The organism is Streptomyces sp. NPDC046727, from assembly GCF_040645635.1.
GTDB lineage: Bacteria > Actinomycetota > Actinomycetes > Streptomycetales > Streptomycetaceae > Streptomyces.
The window spans coordinates 11,452-32,097 of sequence record NZ_JBEYYR010000018.1 but is presented as its reverse complement, the minus strand read 5'-3'; the positions used below and the strand labels follow the sequence as shown (position 1 = coordinate 32,097).

At 70.9% G+C, this 20,646-nt stretch carries 14 protein-coding genes; 4 read left to right on the top strand and 10 right to left on the bottom strand.

Annotated features, from left to right (window positions below; genetic code table 11):
• Positions 1-716 precede the first annotated feature (716 nt).
• A complete protein-coding gene (locus ABZ937_RS22675) occupies positions 717-1,334 on the bottom strand; it encodes a YceI family protein (protein ID WP_361694547.1) in 618 nt (205 codons plus the stop codon).
• Positions 1,335-1,549: 215 nt separating this feature from the next.
• Here ABZ937_RS22675 and ABZ937_RS22670 point away from each other — a divergent pair, with 215 nt between their 5' ends.
• The 4 genes from ABZ937_RS22670 (at position 1,550) to ABZ937_RS22655 (ending at position 6,402) form a co-directional block, all read left to right on the top strand.
• A complete protein-coding gene (locus ABZ937_RS22670) occupies positions 1,550-2,056 on the top strand; it encodes a hypothetical protein (RefSeq protein ID WP_361694545.1) in 507 nt (168 codons plus the stop codon).
• A gap of 37 nt (positions 2,057-2,093) precedes the next feature.
• Positions 2,094-4,400, top strand: a complete 2,307-nt coding sequence (locus tag ABZ937_RS22665) for a polysaccharide lyase 8 family protein (RefSeq protein WP_361694543.1) — start codon at positions 2,094-2,096, stop codon at positions 4,398-4,400.
• Positions 4,401-4,554: 154 nt separating this feature from the next.
• Entirely contained in the window at positions 4,555-6,150 is a 1,596-nt protein-coding gene (locus tag ABZ937_RS22660; protein WP_361694541.1) for an acyl-CoA carboxylase subunit beta, read from the top strand.
• 57 nt (positions 6,151-6,207) lie between these two features.
• Positions 6,208-6,402: an acyl-CoA carboxylase subunit epsilon gene (locus tag ABZ937_RS22655; RefSeq protein WP_361694539.1), complete on the top strand. Its 195-nt coding sequence runs from the start codon at positions 6,208-6,210 to the stop codon at positions 6,400-6,402.
• A gap of 15 nt (positions 6,403-6,417) precedes the next feature.
• On the opposite strand, the gene ABZ937_RS22650 is transcribed toward ABZ937_RS22655, so the two are convergent.
• From ABZ937_RS22650 to ABZ937_RS22610, 9 genes are all read right to left on the bottom strand, one after another.
• Complete coding sequence (locus tag ABZ937_RS22650) at positions 6,418-9,558, bottom strand: NACHT domain-containing protein (RefSeq protein ID WP_361694759.1); 3,141 nt, start codon at positions 9,556-9,558, stop codon at positions 6,418-6,420.
• Positions 9,559-9,653: 95 nt separating this feature from the next.
• Positions 9,654-10,235, bottom strand: coding sequence for an ATP/GTP-binding protein (locus tag ABZ937_RS22645; protein WP_361694537.1), 582 nt, complete (start codon positions 10,233-10,235; stop codon positions 9,654-9,656).
• On the bottom strand, positions 10,216-10,785 hold the full coding sequence (locus ABZ937_RS22640) for a DUF742 domain-containing protein (protein ID WP_361694535.1): 570 nt from the start codon (positions 10,783-10,785) through the stop codon (positions 10,216-10,218). The genes ABZ937_RS22645 and ABZ937_RS22640 overlap by 20 nt, the downstream gene beginning before the upstream one ends.
• A gap of 96 nt (positions 10,786-10,881) precedes the next feature.
• Positions 10,882-11,295 (bottom strand): roadblock/LC7 domain-containing protein, encoded by a 414-nt coding sequence (locus ABZ937_RS22635; RefSeq protein WP_004983065.1) that lies wholly within the window; start codon positions 11,293-11,295, stop codon positions 10,882-10,884.
• Positions 11,296-11,305: 10 nt separating this feature from the next.
• Positions 11,306-14,542 (bottom strand): nitrate- and nitrite sensing domain-containing protein, encoded by a 3,237-nt coding sequence (locus ABZ937_RS22630; protein ID WP_361694533.1) that lies wholly within the window; start codon positions 14,540-14,542, stop codon positions 11,306-11,308.
• 380 nt (positions 14,543-14,922) lie between these two features.
• The gene (locus ABZ937_RS22625) at positions 14,923-15,498 is read right to left on the bottom strand and encodes an ATP/GTP-binding protein (protein WP_361694531.1); all 576 of its coding nucleotides are present in this window, start codon (positions 15,496-15,498) and stop codon (positions 14,923-14,925) included.
• Positions 15,479-15,877 (bottom strand): DUF742 domain-containing protein, encoded by a 399-nt coding sequence (locus tag ABZ937_RS22620; protein WP_009190816.1) that lies wholly within the window; start codon positions 15,875-15,877, stop codon positions 15,479-15,481. Before ABZ937_RS22620 ends, ABZ937_RS22625 begins: the two co-directional genes overlap by 20 nt.
• Positions 15,878-15,988: 111 nt before the next feature.
• A complete protein-coding gene (locus ABZ937_RS22615; protein WP_014675212.1) occupies positions 15,989-16,402 on the bottom strand; it encodes a roadblock/LC7 domain-containing protein in 414 nt (137 codons plus the stop codon).
• Positions 16,403-16,411: 9 nt separating this feature from the next.
• The gene (locus ABZ937_RS22610; protein ID WP_361694529.1) at positions 16,412-20,242 is read right to left on the bottom strand and encodes a nitrate- and nitrite sensing domain-containing protein; all 3,831 of its coding nucleotides are present in this window, start codon (positions 20,240-20,242) and stop codon (positions 16,412-16,414) included.
• Positions 20,243-20,646: the final 404 nt, after the last annotated feature.

The window sequence follows — 20,646 nt, the reverse complement described above, 5'->3', positions numbered from 1 at the left end:
GGCGAGGCGCTGCCGCGCACCCCCGCCGACCGCTCGCTGCTAAGTCGACCCGGCGTGCCGGCGAGGCGCTGCCGCGCACCCCCGCCGACCGCTCGCTGCTAAGTCGACCCGGCGTGCCGGCGAGGCGCTGCCGCGCACCCCCGCCGACCGCTCGCCGCTAAGCCGACCCGGCGTCCATGCGAGGCGCTGCCGCGCACCCATCGCTCGCCGCTCGCCGCTAAGCCGACCCGGCGTGCCGGCGAGGCGCTGCCGCGCACCCCCCACCGGCCGCATGCCGCCGATCCCACCCGGCGTGCTGGCGAGGCGCGCCCGCGCCCCCTCCGCCAACGGCGCTGGGCAGCTGGCCCAAGGGGCGATACCGGTCAGGGCCACCGCTCTTCCGGGCCGCTCGCTCGCTTCTTACCCGGGCTGGAGCGAGGTGTGTCAAGGGTGGCCCGGAGGGCCATCGGCGAAGCCGACGCGGGAGTGGAGCGCAGCGGAACGGGAGCGCCCTTGACTCACCTCGCGGAAGCCCGACACTGACCAAGAAGCGAGCGGCCCAACGGTCACTTCATCACACTGGCAACAGCCGCGCCCTCTCCGGTGCCGACGGCCACCCCCTCCCTACCGCCGACGGTCACCCCCTCACCACCGCCAACGGTCACGCCCTCCCCACCACCGCCGGCCCCCGCCAATCGCCGACCTCCGCGAACACCCCCCGCCGACCCCCCGTAGACTCACGCCTTCTTGATCGCCGAGATGTCGAAGACCAGCTTGATCTTGTCGGAGACCAGGACGCCGCCCGTTTCCAGTGCCGCGTTCCAGGTCAGGCCCCACTCGGAGCGCAGGATCTCGGTCTTGCCCTCGAAGCCGACGCGTGCGTTGCCGAAGGGGTCCGTCGCGGCGCCGTTGAACTCCAGGTCGATGGAGATCGACTTGGTGACGCCGAGCAGGGAGAGGTCGCCGGTGATGCGGTAGTCGTCGCCGCCGAGGGCCTCCGCCTTGGTCGAGCGGAAGGTCATGGTCGGGAACTCGTCGATCTTGAAGAAGTCGGACGACTTCAGGTGACCGTCCCGGTCCGTGTTGCCGGTGTCGATGCTCGCCATCTCGACGTCGAGCGTGGCGGTGGACCTGGACGGGTCGGCGCCGTCCAGGTGCAGCGTGCCGGTGAAGTCCTGGAAGTTGCCCTTGACGTTGGTGACCATGGCGTGCCGGGCGACGAAGCCGATCGTGCTGTGGGCCGGGTCGATCGTGTAGTCGCCGGTCAGCGCGGTCAGCTCGGGGCCCGCGGCGGTCGGTGCGGCGGGGGTGGGGGTAGCGGTGCGGGTGGTGGACTTGCGGCCGAAGATGCCCATGTCGTGCTCCTGGTTGAACGTTAAACGAACCTGCGTCTTCGACAGTAACCCCATTAAGTTCGGTTTTCAACATCATCCGGAACGTGTTCTCGGTGTTGCGCACAGTCACCGCGAACCGGCCCTCTGGCGCACAGCCGGCCGCTCGGGCACCATCTGCCTGCACCACCTGCACAGCCGCCCCAGAGGAAGCACGGCCCATCGCAGGAAAGGTCCCCATGAAGCCGCTGAAGCCCCGCGCGCTCCTCACGGCGCTCGCCCTCGTCGTCGCCCCGGGCATCGCCGTCCTCGGCACCGCCACCGACGCCTTCGCCGTCACCAAGATCAGCCACGCCACCGCCACCCAGATGTTCCGCAACGTGGGCATCACCTGGTCGTCCTCGGGCAACTGCTCCGACCGGAACAACCCCACCTGTACGTCCTTCGAGCAGCTCAATCTCGCCACCGCCCAGGGCGCCCAGACCCTCAAGGGGGCCAGCGGCTGCGCGCTCAACGTCACCGGCGGCACCGAGACCGGCCACGCCTCCGGCACCTACTCCCACTGGAACGGCTACAAGCTCGACTACGGCAAGAACACCTGCGTGACGTCGTACATCAAGAACAACTTCACGTACATCGGCCTCCGCGGCGACGGCGCCCCGCAGTACAGGTCGGGCTCCGGGAACATCTACGCCGACGAGGGCAGCCATTGGGACGTCCTCTACTACAACTGCGGCGGCTGCTGAGCCGGGAGCCGAGGAGAGTGAGGGTGGTGACCGGGGCATGGGTGTGACCCGACGCGCGCTGCTGCTGGCCGTCGCCCTCGCCGTCGCCCCCGCGTCCGGCGCCCGCGCGGCCGACGGCGACCCGTACGAGGCGCTGCGCCGCCGCTGGCTGGATCTCACCCTGGGCGCGGGGTACGACCCGGGGGCGGAGCCGTACGCCTCCCGGCTTGCCCAACTCGGGCAGCGGGCAAGGGAGTTCCAGGGCGCCATGGCTCCCGCTCCCGCCTCCCTCTGGCCCGGCCACCCCTTCGATCCGCCGGCCGGTATCACCTTCAGCTACGGCCGCCTGTGGACCATGGCCCAGGCGTACGTCCAGGCGGGCACCGGTTCCACCGGCGACCCCGGTCTCCTCGCCGACGTACTGCGCGGCCTCGATCATCTGTCCGCCACCGTCTACAACCCCTCGACCACCCGCTACGGCAACTGGTGGGAGTGGCAGATCGGCAGCCCCCGCCTGCTCATGGACATCACGGCCGCCCTCTACGGGCAGCTCGGCCCGGACCGGATCACGGCGGCCTGCGCGGCCGTCGACCACTTCATCCCGGACGCGATGCTCACCGACTACTCCGGCACCTCCACCGGCGCCAACCGCGTCGACCTGTGCCGGTCCGTCGCCCTGCGCGGGATCCTCGGCCGCGATCCCGGCCGGATCGCCCTCGCCCGGGACGCCCTCTCGCCGGTCTTCCCGTACGTCACCCGCGGCGACGGCCTCTACGCCGACGGCTCCTTCGTCCAGCACACCTGGGTCGCCTACTCCGGCACCTACGGCCAGGTCCTGCTCGACGGACTCGGGCGGCTGTTCGCGCTGCTCGCGGGGTCCGAGTGGGAGGTCGTCGACCCCGACCGGCAGCACGTCCTGGACAGCGTCGAGCACGCCTACGCCCCCCTGATCCACGACGGACTGGTGATGGACTGCGTCAACGGCCGTGCCATCAGCCGGGGACACCTGCGCGGCGACGACCTGCGCATCCTGCGCAGCGACCACTACCACGGCCAGGCCCTGATCGCCGCCGTCGCCCTGCTCGCGGCCGGCGCGAGCACGGCGGAACGGGAGCGCTGGCACGGCCGCGTCAGGGGATGGATCGAACGGGACACCGTCGTACCGATGCTGACGTCACCTCAGTTCGGGGTCGCCGATCTCGCGCGGCTGCACGCCATCGCCGACGCGCCCGGACCCGCCGCCCCGGAACCCCTCGGTCACCGTCTCTTCCCGGCCATGGACCGGGCCGTCCACCGCACGCCCCGCTTCACCGCCGCCCTCGCCATGGCCAGCGACCGCATCGCCCACTACGAGTGCGGCAACGGGGAGAACCCGCGCGGCTGGCACACCGGGTCCGGCATGCTCTCCTGGTGGCCGCGGGGCCGCGGCGACCAGTACACCGACTGGTACTGGCCCACCGTCGACTGGTACCGGCTGCCCGGCACCACGGTGTCGACCAAGCGGCTCGCCGACCGGGCCGGCGGCGAGTGGGGCGCCCCCAAGCCGGACGTCCGCTGGGTCGGCGGCACCACCGACGGCACCTACGCGGCCGTCGGCCAGCACCTCAAGGGCCTCGGCTCCACCCTGGAGGCCCGCAAGTCCTGGTTCTTCCTCGCCGACGCCGTGGTCTGCCTCGGCGCCGGGATCTCCTGCGCCGACGGCGTCCCGGTCGAGACGGTCGTGGACAACCGCAACCTGGGCGAGAACGGCACCCAGCGCTTCGTACACGGCCGGAACTGGGCGCACCTGGCGGAGCACGGCGGCTGGATCCTGCCGTGCGGCGGCGACCTGCGCACCCTCCGCGAGGACCGCACCGGCGCCTGGTCCGACATCAACACCACCAGCGACGACGAGCGGCGCACCCGGCGCTGGCAGACCCTCTGGCTCGACCACGGCACCGACCCGGTGGCCGCGCGGTACGCCTACGTCCTGCTGCCCGGCGCCTCCCGCGCCGAGACCGCCGCCCGCGCCGCCGACCCGCACTGGCTGACCGTCCTCGCCAACGACACCGCCCGCCAGGCCGTCGCCGTCCCCCGTCTGGGCCTGACCGGTGCCACCTTCTGGCGGGCCGGTACGGTGGGAGACCTGACCGTCTCGGCCGGCGCGAGCGTGCTCGTCGTCCGCCGGGGCCGTACGGTCACCCTCCGGGTGAGCGAGCCGCCCCGTACCGGAGCCCCGCTGGAGCTGGTCTGGAACCATCCGGTGCGCGCGGTGACCCGGGCCGGCGACGGCGTCGAGGTCCTCTCGGCGGACCGCCGTCTGAGGCTCCGTGTCACTCCGGGGATGGCATGTGCCACCCACGAATGTGAGCTGGCTCTCAGCTGACCTCTTTGTTGCCTACCTACAACGCGTCGGCCTCCTGAGCAGTCGGAACGGCTGCATGCCGCGATGGTTCTGTTCACTGGTACCAGGAAAACGGGCCGGAGACTGTACAGAGTCGACGGCTCGCTTTTCTTGGTGTCCTTCGTAAGGTCGCTACATGACCGTTTTGGAAGAGACGACGGGTGAGCCGACCGGCGAGCCGACGGACGCGCGCGGACGGGTCGCCGAACTGCACGAGATCCGTGCCCGGGCCGTGGCCGGCCCCAGCGAGAAGGCGACCGAGGCGCAGCACGCCAAGGGCAAGCTGACGGCGCGGGAGCGGATCGAGCTGCTCCTCGACCCCGGCTCCTTCCAGGAGGTCGAGCAGCTGCGCCGGCACCGGGCGACCGGTTTCGGCCTGGAGGCGAAGAAGCCGTACACCGACGGTGTCATCACCGGCTGGGGCACGGTGGAGGGCCGCACGGTCTTCGTCTACGCCCACGACTTCCGGATCTTCGGCGGCGCCCTCGGCGAGGCCCACGCCACCAAGATCCACAAGATCATGGACATGGCCATCGCGGCCGGCGCGCCCCTGGTCTCCCTGAACGACGGCGCCGGCGCCCGCATCCAGGAGGGCGTCTCGGCCCTCGCCGGCTACGGGGGCATCTTCCAGCGCAACACCAAGGCCAGCGGTGTCATCCCGCAGATCTCGGTGATGCTCGGCCCGTGCGCGGGCGGCGCGGCCTACAGCCCCGCCCTCACGGACTTCGTCTTCATGGTCCGCGAGACGTCCCAGATGTTCATCACCGGCCCGGACGTGGTCAAGGCGGTGACCGGCGAGGAGATCACCCAGAACGGCCTGGGCGGCGCGGACGTCCACGCCGAGACCAGCGGCGTCTGCCACTTCGCGTACGACGACGAGGAGACGTGCATCGCCGAGGTGCGCTACCTCCTCTCGCTCCTCCCGCAGAACAACCGTGAGAACCCCCCGCGGGTGGAGAGCGCGGACCCGGTCGACCGCCGCAGCGACGTGCTGCTGGACCTGGTCCCGGCCGACGGCAACCGGCCGTACGACATGGCCAAGGTCATCGAGGAGATCGTCGACGACGGCGAGTACCTGGAGGTCCACGAGCGCTGGGCGCGGAACATCATCTGCGCGCTGGCCCGTCTGGACGGTCAGGTGGTCGGCATCATCGCCAACCAGCCGCAGGTCCTCGCCGGCGTCCTGGACATCGAGGCGAGCGAAAAAGCTGCGCGCTTTGTCCAGATGTGTGACGCTTTCAATATCCCGATCGTCACCTTCCTGGACGTGCCGGGGTTCCTCCCCGGTGTCGACCAGGAGCACGGCGGAATCATCCGCCACGGCGCGAAGCTGCTGTACGCCTACTGCAACGCGACCGTGCCGAGGATTTCGCTCATCCTGCGCAAGGCGTACGGAGGTGCCTACATCGTCATGGACTCCCAGTCGATCGGCGCCGACCTCACCTACGCGTGGCCGACGAACGAGATCGCCGTGATGGGCGCGGAGGGTGCGGCCAACGTCATCTTCCGTCGGCAGATCGCCGACGCGCAGGACCCCGAGGCCATGCGTCAGAAGATGGTCAAGGAGTACAAGGCCGAGCTGATGCACCCGTACTACGCGGCCGAGCGGGGCCTGGTCGACGACGTCATCGACCCCGCCGAGACCCGCGAGGTGCTGGCCAAGTCCCTGGCGATGCTGCACACCAAGCACGCCGACCTGCCCTCGCGCAAGCACGGCAACCCGCCGCAGTAACCCAGCGGACCTTCCGCGGCAACCCCGCGGACCTCTCTCTCACGGAGACTGACACCCATGAGCACTCCTGACATCCGCGTCGAGAAGGGCCACGCCGAGCCCGAGGAAGTCGCCGCCATCACGGCTGTCCTCATGGCCCGCGCCGCCGCCCGCCCCGAGCCGTCGGCCCAGACCCACCGAGGCCGCGCCAAGGCCGGCTGGCGCCGCCTTGAACGCGAGCCTGGCTTCCGGGCGCCGCACAGCTGGCACTGAGTTTTATCGGGCGACCTACGGCCCCGCCGCTCCCTTCGGGAGGCGGGGCCGTGGTGTGTTCAAGTCGATGGTGACGGTGACGCCGGGGAGGTCGGGGAGGTCGGGGGCGGTGAGGCGGCCTGCGGCGGTCTCGCACGCGTCCAGCGTCAGCTTCCTGAGCCGTGTCAGCTCACGCAGGCTGTCGAGTCCCCTTTCGGGCAGCACGCAGCGACCCAAAGTCAGTTCGGTGAGCTGACTGCCGGCCAGTACCAGCCGCTGGGGCAGGTCCTGGACGTCGAAGTTGAGCAGCCTCAGGTCGCGCAGGCCGGTCAGTGCCGACAAGGGTCCGAGTTCCGGCAGCCGACTGCGTCGAACGCCGGACATCAGCAGGTGACTGAGGCTCTTGCAGTGGGTGAGGGAGTCCAGCGGGGTTTTCTCCGTGGCGCGCAGGAACGTCAGGACAAGGACGCCCGGCAGGGCCGGGAGGCTCTCGATGCCGTACGAGGCGGGCAGCTGGAGGAACTGCAGTTCCGGCAGGTCCGCCAGCGCCTCCGGACGGAGGAGAGACGGCTCACCGGCGAGGTAGAACAGTTCGAGCCCGGGGTGACCCCTTAGCACGGACAGATCAGCCGTCTCCGCCACCGTGCACTTCAGTTCCTCAAGGGGCGGCAGTTCGGCGACGACGGTCAAGTCCCGGAGCTTGAAATCGACCCTCAGCGATCTCAGCGACCGCAACCGTACAGCCGCTCGTAACTGCGCCGAGTGCTTCAGCTCAACCCAGTGCCGATCCAGCGGCAGCCCACCCATCACCCGATCGGCGTAAGCATCCGCGTCGAAATACGCCCACGCGTCGATGAGCGCGGCCACCACGTCCCGACGCCCATCCCGCGCGTACCCCTCCAGCAGCCCCAGCGCCTGCTCCCCGCCGATCAGCGCCACCGTCCGTACCGTCTGCACCGCCGCCTTCGGTGACAGTTCCTCCAGTGACCGTGGCAGCCTCCGCAGCAGGCTCGGGCCGACCGCGGCCAGTGCCGGCGGATCCGTCTGCCGGCGTGGTGGCAGCAGGGCCGACACCGCCTCCTCCAAGCGCCCCGCCAGACCGTCGGAGACCTCCGGTACCGTCTCCTGGCAGGCCGCCGCCAGCAGCCGCAGTTTCCTGCCGTACCGGGGTTCCTCCCGGGCCCGGTCCAGGATGCCGGCCAGTAGCTCCTCCCGCTGCGGGCGGTTGGCATGGCCGGCCGCCATGATGATCGTCTCGCGCCACAGGTCCAGGTGGGCCCGCTCGGTCAGGTTGCCGATGCGGTCCTCCTCCGTGGCCTCCTCGGCCGCCAGGTACTCCTGGAACGTCCGGTGGACGAAGTCCAGGCGGCCCTCGGCGGGGGAGCGGAGGATGCCCGAGCGGTCCCGGAGCTGCTCCAGCACCTTGCCGCCGTCCTGCTCGTCCAGATGACGCATCCCCGCGAGCTTCCGCCCCACGTGCACGGCCGCCTGCTCCAGCGCGATCTCACTGCGGTTGTTGTCGGACAACCGCCACGCCAGGTCCCGCAGCAGCACCAGCTTGTCGTTCAGACTCAGCCGCCCGTCCACCGCGCTCGGCACGTTCCGGTCCGCGTCCCGTTCGTGGACCAGGGTGTGCAGGGCGTTGCGGTACAGCTCCATCCGGTCCCGGGGGAGCTGGCTGCCCCGGTTGAGGTGCATCGCGCACAGCATCGCCGCCAGCAGGGGCGTACCCGCCAGGGACTGGAGATGGGGCCGGTCCTTCAGGCTCGCCAGCAACGACTGTTCGTAGCGCGGGAGTTCCTCCACCTTGCAGGGCAGGTCCTCGCCCAGCTCCCGTACCGCCTGGTGCCACTGCCGTACGAAGGCCGCCAGGTCGGGCGGGGCCATGCGGTCGAGGTGGAGGGCCGTGAACTCCTCGCCGCGCAGCCAGTCGGCACGTGCCGCCGTGGGGCGTGACGTGACGACGACCCGCACCGTCCCGTACGCCGTCAGCAGTTTGCGCAGCCACTCCCGTACGCCCCGCCGTTCGCTGTCCAGCAGCTCGTCCACGCCGTCGATCAGCAACAGGGCGTTGCCGTCGGCGAGTTGGCGTTCCACCCACGCCCTCGGCATGACTCCGGTGATCTGCCCGGCCACCGAGTCCAGCATCGCCTCCGGTCTCGGCAGCTCCCGCCCGCTGTACTCGCGCAGTTTCACGAACACCGGGGTCAGGCCGTTCCAGTCGGCCAGCTCGCCGGTGAACGCCCCGCGCGCCGCCGTGATCGCCAGCCAGCGCAGCAGCGTCGTCTTGCCCGAGCCCGCCTCGCCCCGCAGCAGCACCCGGGTGGCGCCGCCCAGGGCCGCTTCCACCCTCATCCCGGCGCTCTCGCTCGCGGCCTCCTCCCAGTCGCTCATGTCCGGCCGCAGCACCGGCAGGGAGCGGGTCGGGCGACGCCGGCTGCCCTCGTCGCCCGTGGCGCGCAGACTCACGTACGCCACCGACAGCCGTACGTGCGCCCCCGCCCGGTCCGAGGTACGCCGGAACAGCTCCACCTCGTCCAGGGTCGTGCTGATCAGTGCCAGGTAGCGCCACCGGAACTCCCCGTCCCGGTCCGTTCCTTCCGGGGCGAACAGGGACCGGTCCGGGAGCCGCTCCAGCACCCGGGCGATCTCCGCGCCCAGGGACGTCGTACGCGCCAGCAGCTCGCTCAGCGCCCGTTCCTCGAAGACCGGCAGGCCCTGCACGATCCGCACGTAGTACTCGACGCACTCCGCGAACAGCACCTCGTACAGCCGGGTCTCCGCCTCGCCGAGCCCCACGGGCGGCGTCACGGATCCCGTCACCCGGCGCACGATCTCCGCCGGATTCACATCCGCCGCCAACAGCGCCTCGTCCGACAGGTCCGCCGCCGTGAACGTGTCGCACACCCCGTCGATCACAGCCCGACGGCTGCTCTCCTCCAGCCCCCCGAACTCCCGCTCCAGGAACGGCGCCAGCCGGTCGTACACCGCGTCCGCGATCTCCTCGAACTGCCGCTCCACACTCCGCTGGAAGCGCAGCCCGGACACCCGCAGCCGGATCAGCTCGGCCAGGTCCATGCGGCGTTCCTGCTCCCGCCGCTTCCCCCCGAGCCACATCTGGGCCGCCGCCTTCGCCACGGTCGTCCCCAGTCGTAACGCAGCCGCCTCGGCAACCATCGCCACCCCCTCCGTGCGTCGACCAGTGTGGCAGGCGGGTACGACAAAGGGGCCCTCTCCGGAATGGAAAGAGCCCCTTCTGAAGCGGAGAACCGCTAGCGCAGGCGGGCCATCAGGGCGTGCTCCACGAGCGTGATCAGCGTCGACTTGGCGTCCGCGCGGTGGCGGGCGTCCGTCGTGATGATCGGGGTGTCGGGGCCGATCTGCAGCGCCTCGCGGACCTCGTCCGGCTGGTACGGCTGGTTGCCGTCGAAGCCGTTGAGGGCGATGACGAACGGCAGGCCGCTGTTCTCGAAGTAGTCGACCGCGGGGAAGCAGTCGGCCAGGCGCCGGGTGTCCACGAGCACCACCGCGCCGATCGCGCCGCGCACCAGGTCGTCCCACATGAACCAGAAGCGGTCCTGGCCGGGGGTACCGAACAGGTACAGGATCAGGTCCTGGTCCAGGGTGATGCGGCCGAAGTCCATGGCGACCGTCGTGGTCGTCTTGTCCCCGGTGTGGGTGAGGTCGTCGATGCCGGCCGACGCGGACGTCATGACGGCCTCTGTGCGCAGCGGGTTGATCTCCGAGACGGCGCCGACGAACGTGGTCTTGCCCACGCCGAAGCCGCCCGCCACCACGATCTTCGCGGAGGTGGTGGAGCGGGAAGGACCGCCGCTAGAGCTTGCGAAGTCCACTGAGCACCCTTTCGAGCAGTGTCACGTCTGGCTGGCCACCGGCGTTCTCGTCGCCGCCGGGCTGATGGATGGCGACCAGGCCCGCCTCCGCCAAGTCGGCGACGAGAATCCTGGCCACGCCGAGGGGGATCGTGAGCAGGGCCGACACTTCGGCCACCGACTTGATCTCCCGGCACAGGTTGCAGATCCGCTGATGCTCGGGCAGCTGGCCCTGCATCTGGTGCGGAGCGGCGGTGGTGTGCACCAGTGCCTCGATGGCGAGCTGGTAGCGCGGGCGGGTCCGTCCGCCGGTCATGGCGTACGGACGCACCAAGGGGTTGTTGTTCGCCGTGGCCGGGGCCGGCTCGGGGCGGCGCTGCGGCTGGACCGGCTGGATGCGCGGGGCCTGGGGCTGGTCGTACGGCGAAGGACCGGGTCCCTGCGGCGCGTACGGCTGCCGGTGGCTCGGGGCGGAGGGGAAGTTGTACCGGTTCCCGGAACCGTCGCCCTGACCCTGGGCAGGGCCGTACGACCAGTTGCCGTTATTGGAACCGCCTGGGGGTGTTGCCACTTTCTCTCCTCCTCCGACCGTGCCGGGCACCCATCCCTGTGGAGCCGCGTCCCGAAACCTTACGGCCCCGGGACGCGAATACGCACCGTCTGGCTTCTAGTTGAGAAGGCTTCCCTGGAGCTCCGCACGGAGATCCGGGGTCAGGACCGTGCCCGCGCGGTCCACCAGAAGGGCCATCTCGTACCCGATGAGGCCGATGTCCGCCTCCGGGTGGGCCAGGACCGCGAGCGACGAACCGTCGGAGATGGACATGATGAAGAGGAATCCTCGCTCCATCTCCACAACCGTCTGGTTCACACTGCCTCCCTCGAAGATCCGGGAGGCGCCTGCCGTCAGAGACGTCAGACCGGAGGCGACGGCCGCGAGCTGGTCGGCGCGGTCGCGGGGGAAGCCTTCGGACATCGCCAGAAGGAGTCCGTCGGCGGAGACCACCACCGTGTGGGACACCCCCGGGGTGTTGTCCACGAAGTTGGTGATCAACCAGTTCAGGTTCTGTGCCGCCTGGCTCATCGGGCTCACACTAACGCTCCTGGTTGTAGGTGCTGTCAGGACCGAAGCCCTGGCCGTTCGTTTCACTGCCTGCGCTGCGTCCGCGCTGGACGCCCCGACGCAGGTTGCTCAGCCTGCCCCGGACGTCCTCCGGGGCGCGGGAGACCTGTGGGCCTCCCTGAGGGGTGGTTTCGGCGGAACCCTCGACCAGATTGGCCTTGGGTACCCGCCGCGGCAGACCGGAGGCGGTGACCCCGCCTGCCTTGGGCTTCCGGAGCTGCGAGGCCTGCTGCCACCGCTCGTCGTTGGCCGAGCGCCAGCCGCTGTCGCCGCCCGCCCCCGGTGCGTTCCCGGATGCCGGAGCCGGCGCATCCTGCTGCACGCGCGCCGTGCCGTTCGCGGATCCGGCGCCGTTGGAACCGCCCGCGAAGGACCCGCGGCGGGGCAGCCCGGCGTCGGTCAGGCCGTGTGCGGCGGGGGAGGCCGTTCCCGGACGGTCGAAGCCTACGCGGTTCCGCTCACCTGCGTCAGCGGCCTGCGGGGATTCCGTTTCCGCAGCGTACTGGGCCGGATAGCCGTTCTGGTAGCTGTCCTGCTGCGGCCAGTCGTCCTGGTAGGACGGCGCCTGGGCAGGCTCCGCATACGGGGCCTCGGGCTCCGGGTAGCCGCCGTTGGGGGAGAAGCCGTCCTGCTGCGGCACCTCGCCGTTCGACGCGTAGTACTGCTCCTCGTACGGCTGCTCGTAGCGCTGCTCGTACGACGACGTGCGCTGCTGCTCCTCGTACGCCGGCGTCTGGAACGCCTGCTGGGGCTGCTCGTCGTACGCCTGCTGCGGCTGCTCCTGGTACGCCTGCTGACCGGTGAACGGGTCGGCGTATCCGCCGGGGGCCTCGGCGGCCTCCTGCTGCGCGTCGCCGGGCTGCTGGCCGTGGGTCTGGGCCTCCAGGGCGGCGCGGCGCTCCTCTCGCATCAGGGAGCGGCCGACCGGGTCCAGGTCGCGGATGTCGTCCGGGACCTCGGTGTACTGGCTGTCGTCGAAGCCCAGCTCGGCGGCGGTGCGCATGGGCTGCACCTGGTTGAAGCTCTCACCCTGGAACTGCTGCTCCGGGATGATCTGCGAGACGGTGAACTCCTCGCGGTCCAGCGGGGCCTCGCCGCCACCGCCGTGCGTGATCGCGTCCGGCAGCATGACCAGGGAGGTCGTACCGGCCTGCTCGCCCGAGGGGCGCAGCTGGACCCGGATGCCGTGCCGGTCGGACAGCCGGCCGACCACGAACAGGCCCATGCGCTGGGAGATCGCGGCGTCCACGGTCGGCGGGTTGGCCAGCTTGTGGTTGATGTCCGCGAAGTCCTCGGCGGTCAGGCCGATGCCCTTGTCGTGGATCTCGATCATGACGCGGCCGTCGGGGAGACGGGTCGCGGTGACGCGGACCTTGGTCTGCGGCGAGGAGAACGTCGTCGCGTTCTCCAGCAGCTCGGCCAGCAGGTGCACGAGGTCGGTGACCGCACGGCCGTGGATCTCGGCCTCCGGCACGCCGGACAGCTCGATGCGCTCGTACTGCTCCACCTCGGAGGAGGCGGCGCGCAGCACGTCGACCAGCGGGACCGGCTGGTCCCAGCGGCGGCCCGGCTCCTCGCCGGCGAGGACCAGGAGGTTCTCGCCGTTGCGGCGCATACGGGTGGCCAGGTGGTCCAGCTTGAAGAGGTTCTCCAGCTGGTCCGGGTCGGCCTCGTTGTTCTCCAGGTCGGTGATCAGGGTCAGCTGGCCCTCGATCAGCGACTGGTTGCGGCGCGACAGGTTGGTGAAGATCGCGTTGATGTTGCCCCGCAGCAGGGCCTGCTCGGAGGCGAGCCGGACCGCTTCGCGGTGGACCTGGTCGAAGGCGCGGGCGACCTCGCCGATCTCGTCCTTGGTGGTGATCGGGATCGGGGCGACCCGGGTGTCGACGCGGCCGGGGTCCGTGCGCGACAGCTGGTCGACCAGCATCGGCAGGCGCTGCTCGGCGATGCCGAAGGCGGCGTTGCGCAGCTGGCGCATCGCGCGGCTCATCTGGCGGGCCACCATGCCGGCCAGGATGAACGCGGCCAGCAGGGCGATGACGACCACGGCACCGGTGATGAAGGCGGACGTCTTGGCGTCGTCGGCGATGTCGGAGGCCTCGTTCACCGCCTTGTCGGCCAGGTCCGACTCGATCTGCCGGTAGGCCTTGTACTTCAGCGTGTTGACCGCCCACCAGTTCTCGGCGGTGATGCCCCTGGCCGCCAGCTCGTCACGGGTGAGCGTGCTGGTGTCCTTCATGGTGGCGAGTGCCGTGACCATGTCGGCCGGCTCGGACGGCGGCGGGACGTACTTCGGGTTGCTCGCCTTGGCCTTCTGGGCCGCGGCGGTGGCCTCCGTCGTGATCTTCGCCTTCGCGTCCTCGAGCTTCTGCGCGTCGGCCTCGGTGCCACCGCCCTTGTACTCCTCCACGGCGATGCGCTCGAGGTAGGCGTACGAGGACAGGGAGACCCGCTGGGTCGCCAGGTTCGGGGCGTCCGGGCCCGGCTTGACCAGCAGGTGCGTGCCGATCGACCGCTCCAGCGACAGCGCCGCCTTGGTCAGCGAGATGGCATAGACGGTACGGCCGTAGGAGGTGATGTTTCCGGTGCCCAGACCGAGTTCGTTGGCGAACTCCATCAGGGGGTGGGCGACGCCGACGTAGCCTTCCTCGGTCTGCACGCCGGTCTTCTTGGACGTGTACGCCTGCTGCCGCAGCTGCACCAGCGTGGGCTCGGCCTCGCCGAACAGCTTCAGCCGGCGGTTCAGGCCCGACTCGTCCGGCGCGCTCTTCGCCGCCTCGTGGAAGGCGTCGGCGGCCTGGTCCGTGGCCTTGCGGGCGTCGTCGACGAGCTGCTTGCTGGCCGCGTCCTTCTTGTGCAGGAGCAGCGGTGCCGCGGTGACGTCACGCTCGCTCTCCAGAGCGTCGGCGTAGGTGAGGGCGGCACGCACCAGACGGGCGGTGTTCTCGGCGTCGCGGGCCTGCTGCCAGGTGTCGATCGAACTCTTCACCTGGAAGCCGCCCATGACGAGACCGACCGCCACGGGTATGAGCAGGATCGCGTTCAGGCGGGTCGGCACCCGCCAGTTCCGCGGGGAGAGACGGCCGCCGCTGGACGCGGGAGTGGCCGCCGGTTCCGCACCGGGAACGGGGGTGGGCGCCGCAGCGCGCGGCGGCGGGGTGAAGTTGCCCCGTGCCGACGGCTCGGGACCGTTCTTGCTTCGCCTCACTCGACCAACAACCTCTCGGCGGTCGGCACCTTCGTCGTGCCGCAGTCTCTCAGAGCCCGGTTCGCCACAGACCACTACGGAGTACGTCTTTGACCATTGGGCAGTTCAGGCATTCCAGCACGTGGACCAGCGCACTTCCAAACAGTGGAAACCCGGTGGTGGGGCCGTTGTAAGTGCCAGATAAAACGGTCATAAAGAGCGAGCCCCGCCAAAAGGCGGGGCGTTTGTGCGCACAGCGGTACCGCTCGACCGCGTCGCGTGGTGATGCCGGGTGATTCCTCTGCCGAACTGTTATGAACACCGGAGCCGACCGTGTCAAAGGCCACAGTCGGCTCCGATTCGCTTACGGCAAGTGCCGTACGGTCCGTCGTACTTGAGTGCTACTTCAGCCGCGCCATCAGGGCGTGCTCCACCAGCGTGATCAGGGCACTCTTGGCGTCCGCGCGGTGGCGGGCGTCCGTCGTGATGATCGGGGTGTCGGGGCCGATCTGCAGCGCCTCGCGCACCTCGTCCGGCTGGTACGGCTGCTGGCCGTCGAAGCCGTTGAGCGCGACGACGAACGGCAGGCCGCTGTTCTCGAAGTAGTCGACGGCCGGGAAGCAGTCGGCCAGGCGCCGGGTGTCCACGAGCACCACCGCGCCGATCGCGCCGCGCACCAGGTCGTCCCACATGAACCAGAAGCGGTCCTGGCCGGGGGTACCGAACAGGTACAGGATCAGGTCCTGGTCCAGGGTGATGCGGCCGAAGTCCATGGCCACCGTGGTGGTGGTCTTGTCCCCGGTGTGGGTGAGGTCGTCGATGCCCGCGGAAGCGGACGTCATGACGGCCTCTGTGCGCAGCGGGTTGATCTCCGAGACGGCGCCGACGAACGTGGTCTTGCCCACGCCGAAGCCGCCCGCCACCACGATCTTCGCGGAGGTGGTGGCCCGGCCCGCGTCAGAGCTTGCGAAGTCCACTGAGCACCCTTTCGAGCAGCGTCACATCCGGAGCGCCGCCGTTGTTCTCGTCGCCACCCGGCTGGTGGATGGCGACCAGGCCGGCCTCGGCGAGGTCGGCGACCAGGATCCGGGCCACACCGAGCGGCATGGCCAGCAGCGCGGAGACCTCCGCGACCGACTTGACCTCGCGGCACAGGTGGCAGATGCGCTGGTGCTCGGGGAGCAGCCCCATGAGTGCTGCCGGGTCGGCCGTGGTGCTGATCAGCGCCTCGATGGCGAGCTGGTAGCGAGGCCTGGTCCGGCCGCCGGTCATGGCGTACGGCCTCACCAGCGGCTGGTCGCCCTCGTCCCCGTACGGCTCCGCGTACGGATCATGATGGGCGGTGGGCGGGGTCATGAATCCTCCGGGCGGGACAGCAAGTCGGTCAGTCAAGCCGTCTGACGGGGCCGGTGGGGGGATTGTGGCGGCCGGACGGTGTTTTTGTGAGGTGGGTGGTGCCGGGGACGGTCAGTGAAGCAGACTTCCCTGGAGTTCGGCGCGCAGGTCCGGGGTGAGTACCGCCCCCGCGCGGTCGACGAGCAGTGCCATCTCGTAGCCGACGAGACCGATGTCCGCCTCGGGATGGGCCAGGACCGCGAGGGACGACCCGTCCGAGATGGACATGAGGAAGAGGAACCCGCGCTCCATCTCGACGACCGTCTGCGCCACCGTGCCGCCCTCGAAGATCCGGGACGCCCCGGCGGTCAACGAGGTCAGCCCGGACGCGACGGCCGCCAGCTGGTCGGCGCGGTCCCGCGGGAAGCCTTCGGACATCGCCAGCAGAAGGCCGTCGGCGGAGACCACCACCGTGTGGGACACCCCGGGGGTGTTGTCCACGAAGTTGGTGATCAACCAGTTCAGGTTCTGTGCCGCCTGGCTCATCGGACTCAACTAACGCTCCTGCTGGTGAGTGGGGCTCGGGTAGCTGCCGGTCTGGCCGCTGCCGGCCTGACGGCCCTGAGCGATGCCCCGACGAAGATTGGTCAGCCGTCCGCGTACGTCGTCAGGCGCACGCGAGACCTGCGGACCGGCTTGGTGCTGTTGCTGCTGTGCTGTGCCCGGGACGAGGTTCGCCCGGGGCACCCGGCGCGGCAGGCCGGAGGTGGTGATCCCGCCCGCGGCGGGCTGCCGGACGCGCTCGGCCTGCCGGACGAGTTCGTCGTTCGGCGAGGTACGCCAGGAGCCGGTGTTCGACGCGGACCGCTGCGGAGCCGGGGCCGGAGCCGGCGCGGACGCCTGCGGCTGTCGCGGAGCGGGCGCGCCCTCCTGCTGCGGACCGCCGTGGAACCAGTTGGTCTCCAGCGTGTCGTACAGCGGGGTCCGTCCGTCACCCGGGTTGCTGGCCGGCGGCAGCGCCTCCGGCTCCCGGTGAGCCGGACGCTGCTGCTGCGGGGCCGGCTGGCGCGGGGCGCCGAAGTCGTCACGGCCGGCCGGCTGCGGGCGCTCGAACTGCCCGGTGTGGCCGGGGTCCTGGCGGCCGGGCAGGGAGTGCTGCCCGGTGGAGCTGCCGTCGTAGCCGTTGTCGTACGCCTGCGGGGCCTGCGGGGCCGGGAACTGGCCCGTGCTCTGCGCGCCGTTGTCCGGCCGCCCGGTCCCCGACGTGCCGAACACGTCGGGGCGGACGAACGAACCGGTGCCCTGCTGGTCGCCGGGTCCGCCGAAGTGGTCCTGCCCGCCGGCGTCGGGGCGCGTGAACTGCCCCGTGTTCTGGGCGCTGTCGGGGCGCGCGAACTGGCCGGTCTGCTGGAAGTTGTCGGGACGCGCGAACTGGCCCGTCTGCTGGGCGTTGTCCGGGCGGGCGAACTGGCCCGTGTGCTGGGCGGAACCGCCCGCGCCGGGCAGCTCGGGACGCGGGAACTCGCCCGTCGAGCCCGGACCCTGCGCGTCGAAACGGGGGATCGCCGGCATCTCGGCGGTCGAGCCCGGTCCCTGCCGGTCGTCCACGCGCGGCATGCGCGCGGTCTGCGACGGGTCCTGCTCGTCGTGGCCGCGCGGGGTGTCCAGCGAGGCGCGGGACAGCGGCGCCTGCGCGTCGCTCCAGTCCGGGGTGCGGGACTGCGGGTCACCGCCGGGCAGCTCGGCCCGCGGGCCGCCGCGCGGCGGCAGCTGGGGCTGGCGGCCCTGGTCCGCGGACTTGCCGGAACGCTTCCGGCCACGGCCGCCGAACAGGTCCTGCTGCGGCGCGCCCGGGCCCGCGGCCTGCAGGCCCTGCGGGGCGCCCGGCGTCTGACCGCCGAAGCCGCCCGCACCGGAACCGGCGGGCGCCGGCCGGCCGCCCTGGGGACCACGCGCTCCGCCCGGCGCACCGGGACGCCCGCCCTGGCCCGTGCCGGGCAGCGCGGCCCGGGGACCCTGGGCGGAGCCGACCTGACCGCGCGGGGACGGACCGGCACCGAGCAGACCGCCGCCGGCCGGGGCGCCGCCGAGGGCACCGCCGTTGTTGCCGTTCTGCCGTCGGGCCGCGGCCGCACCGGCGGCGGCCTGCGCGGCGGCGGGACCACCGGTCGAGGGCGCGCCGGGCTTGCCCGGAGCGGGCTTCTTGCCGCCCTGGGCGACGTCGACGGGCAGCATGACCAGCGCGGTCGTACCACCGGAGTCGGACGGGCGCAGCTGGATGCGGATGCCGTGGCGCTGCGACAGCCGGCCGACCACGAACAGACCCATGCGGCGGGACACCGAGACGTCCACGGTGGGCGGCGAGGCCAGCCGCTCGTTGATCGCCGCGAGGTCCTCGGGGGAGAGGCCGATACCGGTGTCGTGGATCTCGATCAGCACGCGGCCGTCGGGCAGCGCGTGACCGGTGACCTTGACCTTGGTCTGCGGCGAGGAGAAGGAGGTGGCGTTCTCGAGCAGCTCGGCGAGCAGGTGCACGAGGTCGTTGACGACCCGGCCGGCCACTTCGGTGGTCGGCACGGCGGCCAGCTCGATGCGCTCGTACTGCTCCACCTCGGACGCGGCGGCGCGGAGCACGTCGACCAGCGGGACCGGGCGGGTCCAGCGGCGGCCGGGCTCTTCACCCGCGAGAACGAGGAGGTTCTCACCGTTACGGCGCATACGCGTCGCGAGGTGGTCGAGCTTGAACAGCGAGGACAGCTGGTCCGGGTCGGCCTCGCGGGACTCCAGCTCGGAGATCAGCGACAGCTGGCGCTGGATCAGACCCTGGGAGCGGCGCGAGAGGTTGGTGAACATCGCGTTGACGTTGCCCCGGAGAAGGGCCTGCTCGGCGGCGAGGCGGACCGCCTCGCGGTGCACGTCGTCGAAGGCCGCGGCCACCTGGCCGATCTCGTCCCGGGAGTGCACACCGACCGACTCCACGGAGGTGTCGACGTCCTGCGGGTCCGACTCCGACAGCTGCTTGACCAGCTCGGGCAGACGGTCCTGGGCGACCTTGGTCGCGGTCTCCTGGAGGCGGCGCAGCGAGCGGATCATGGACCGGGCCACGACGAACGCGCCGACCAGCGAGACACCGAGCACGAGCAGGATCAGCGCACCGGAGATGATCGCGTCCTGCTGGGTGGCGCTCTTCAGCTCGCGGGCCTTCTGCTCCATCTCCTCCAGGAGCGTGTGCTCGATCTTCTCCATCTGCTCGAGCTTGGTCGAGCTGTCGTCCACCCAGTCCTTGTAGGACCGCGCCGGCAGCTGCTGCAGGCCGTCCGGGGACTCGAAGGAGCGCTTCGCGTAGGTGTCGGCGGCTTCGATCGTCGGGTTGCCCTCGTCGATCGGCTTGAGGAGTTCCTCGGCGTTCTGGCTGGCGTAGATCTTCCGGAAGATCGCCAGCTCGGAGTTCTCGCTCTCGTACGCCGACTGGCCGTAGAGGCGGTCGTTCTCGGAGAGGTCGCCCTTGGTGCTGGTGATCGCGGGCAGCGCGGCGGCGATCATGGCGCGCTGCACGGACGCGTACTCCTTGGCGGTGGAGAAGGCCGCCAGGGCACGGGTGCGGGAGATCATCTCCGGGTTGCTGGACGCCTCGGCCATGTCCTGGGAGAGGCTGATCAGCTGGGTGATGAGCCGGTGATAGGACTCGACCGTCTGGGAGGCGTTGGTCTTGGACGCGTACGCGGACTTGCGGATCTTGGCCAGGTCGTCCAGCTGGTTGGCGAGACCGACGAGCGCGTCGCGGACGCCCTGGAGGTTGCCGTCCTTGCTGGCCGCGTCGATCTGCTCGGAGGCGTCGAGGAAGTTCTCGCGGGCCCGGTCGGTCTTCTGCTGGAAGCCCTTGATCTGGTAGTCGTTCGACTTCAGGCCGCCGTGTGCCAGGGGGCCGGCGGACTGGTCGCGCTCGTCCTGGAGTGCGGTGGCCAGCTCGGTGGCCTGCTTGGTCATGTCCGTCAGCAGCTTCATGTTGTCGAGCTGCTGGATGTCGTCCATGGACTGGTTGATACGCAGCGCACCCAGCGAGGTGGCCGCGACCACGGGCAGCGCGAGCAGCGACACCAGGCGGGTGGAGATGCGCCAGTTGCGCAGGGCCAGCCGCGAGCCGGTGCCGGTGGGGCCCTGCGCGGGCTTCACCGACGGCGTGGGGTTGCCCGCGGGCGCCGCCGTCGTGGCGGACGACGAGGCGGACGCGCCGGAACGGCCGCCGCGCTCACCGCCGTCTCCGGCCGGGGCCAGGCCCGGGTTCTGGGCGTGCTGGGGCACGGAGCTGCCTTTCGTGGGGGCAGTCCCGCCGTGCGGCTCCGGCTCCGCCGAAGCGCTGCCATCCCTCTTGAAACGTCCCTGCACTAGCGTCGCAACCTCTGGACCAGGCACCCCCCCGCGTGAACGGAGGGACACGGTGTCGGCGTTTTGGAGAGCGCCCTGAATACGCCCCCCGGTGGTCTTGAGTGACCGGCGCTGGTTCCCCCCTATCTCGCCGCCGCTCGGCGCTGATGCGCCCCCTGTGCGCCGGCACGATCCCGCGGCGGTCCGTGGAATTCCAGCACAGTGCAGGATCTCCAACAAGGGCAGTGGACCGAGCTGTGACCTCCGTGACGGCCTGTGAGGGGTGGGTCACCGCCCGTGGAGCCGGATTCGGTCGATAACGGACGAACCCCTGCGAGTCGCCGCTCGGTGCCTGGTGTCCCAGTCGCCATGATCAGGAGCGGAATGATGGCTTCAGGGGGTCAATGTCCGTTTCGTTGGGGCGG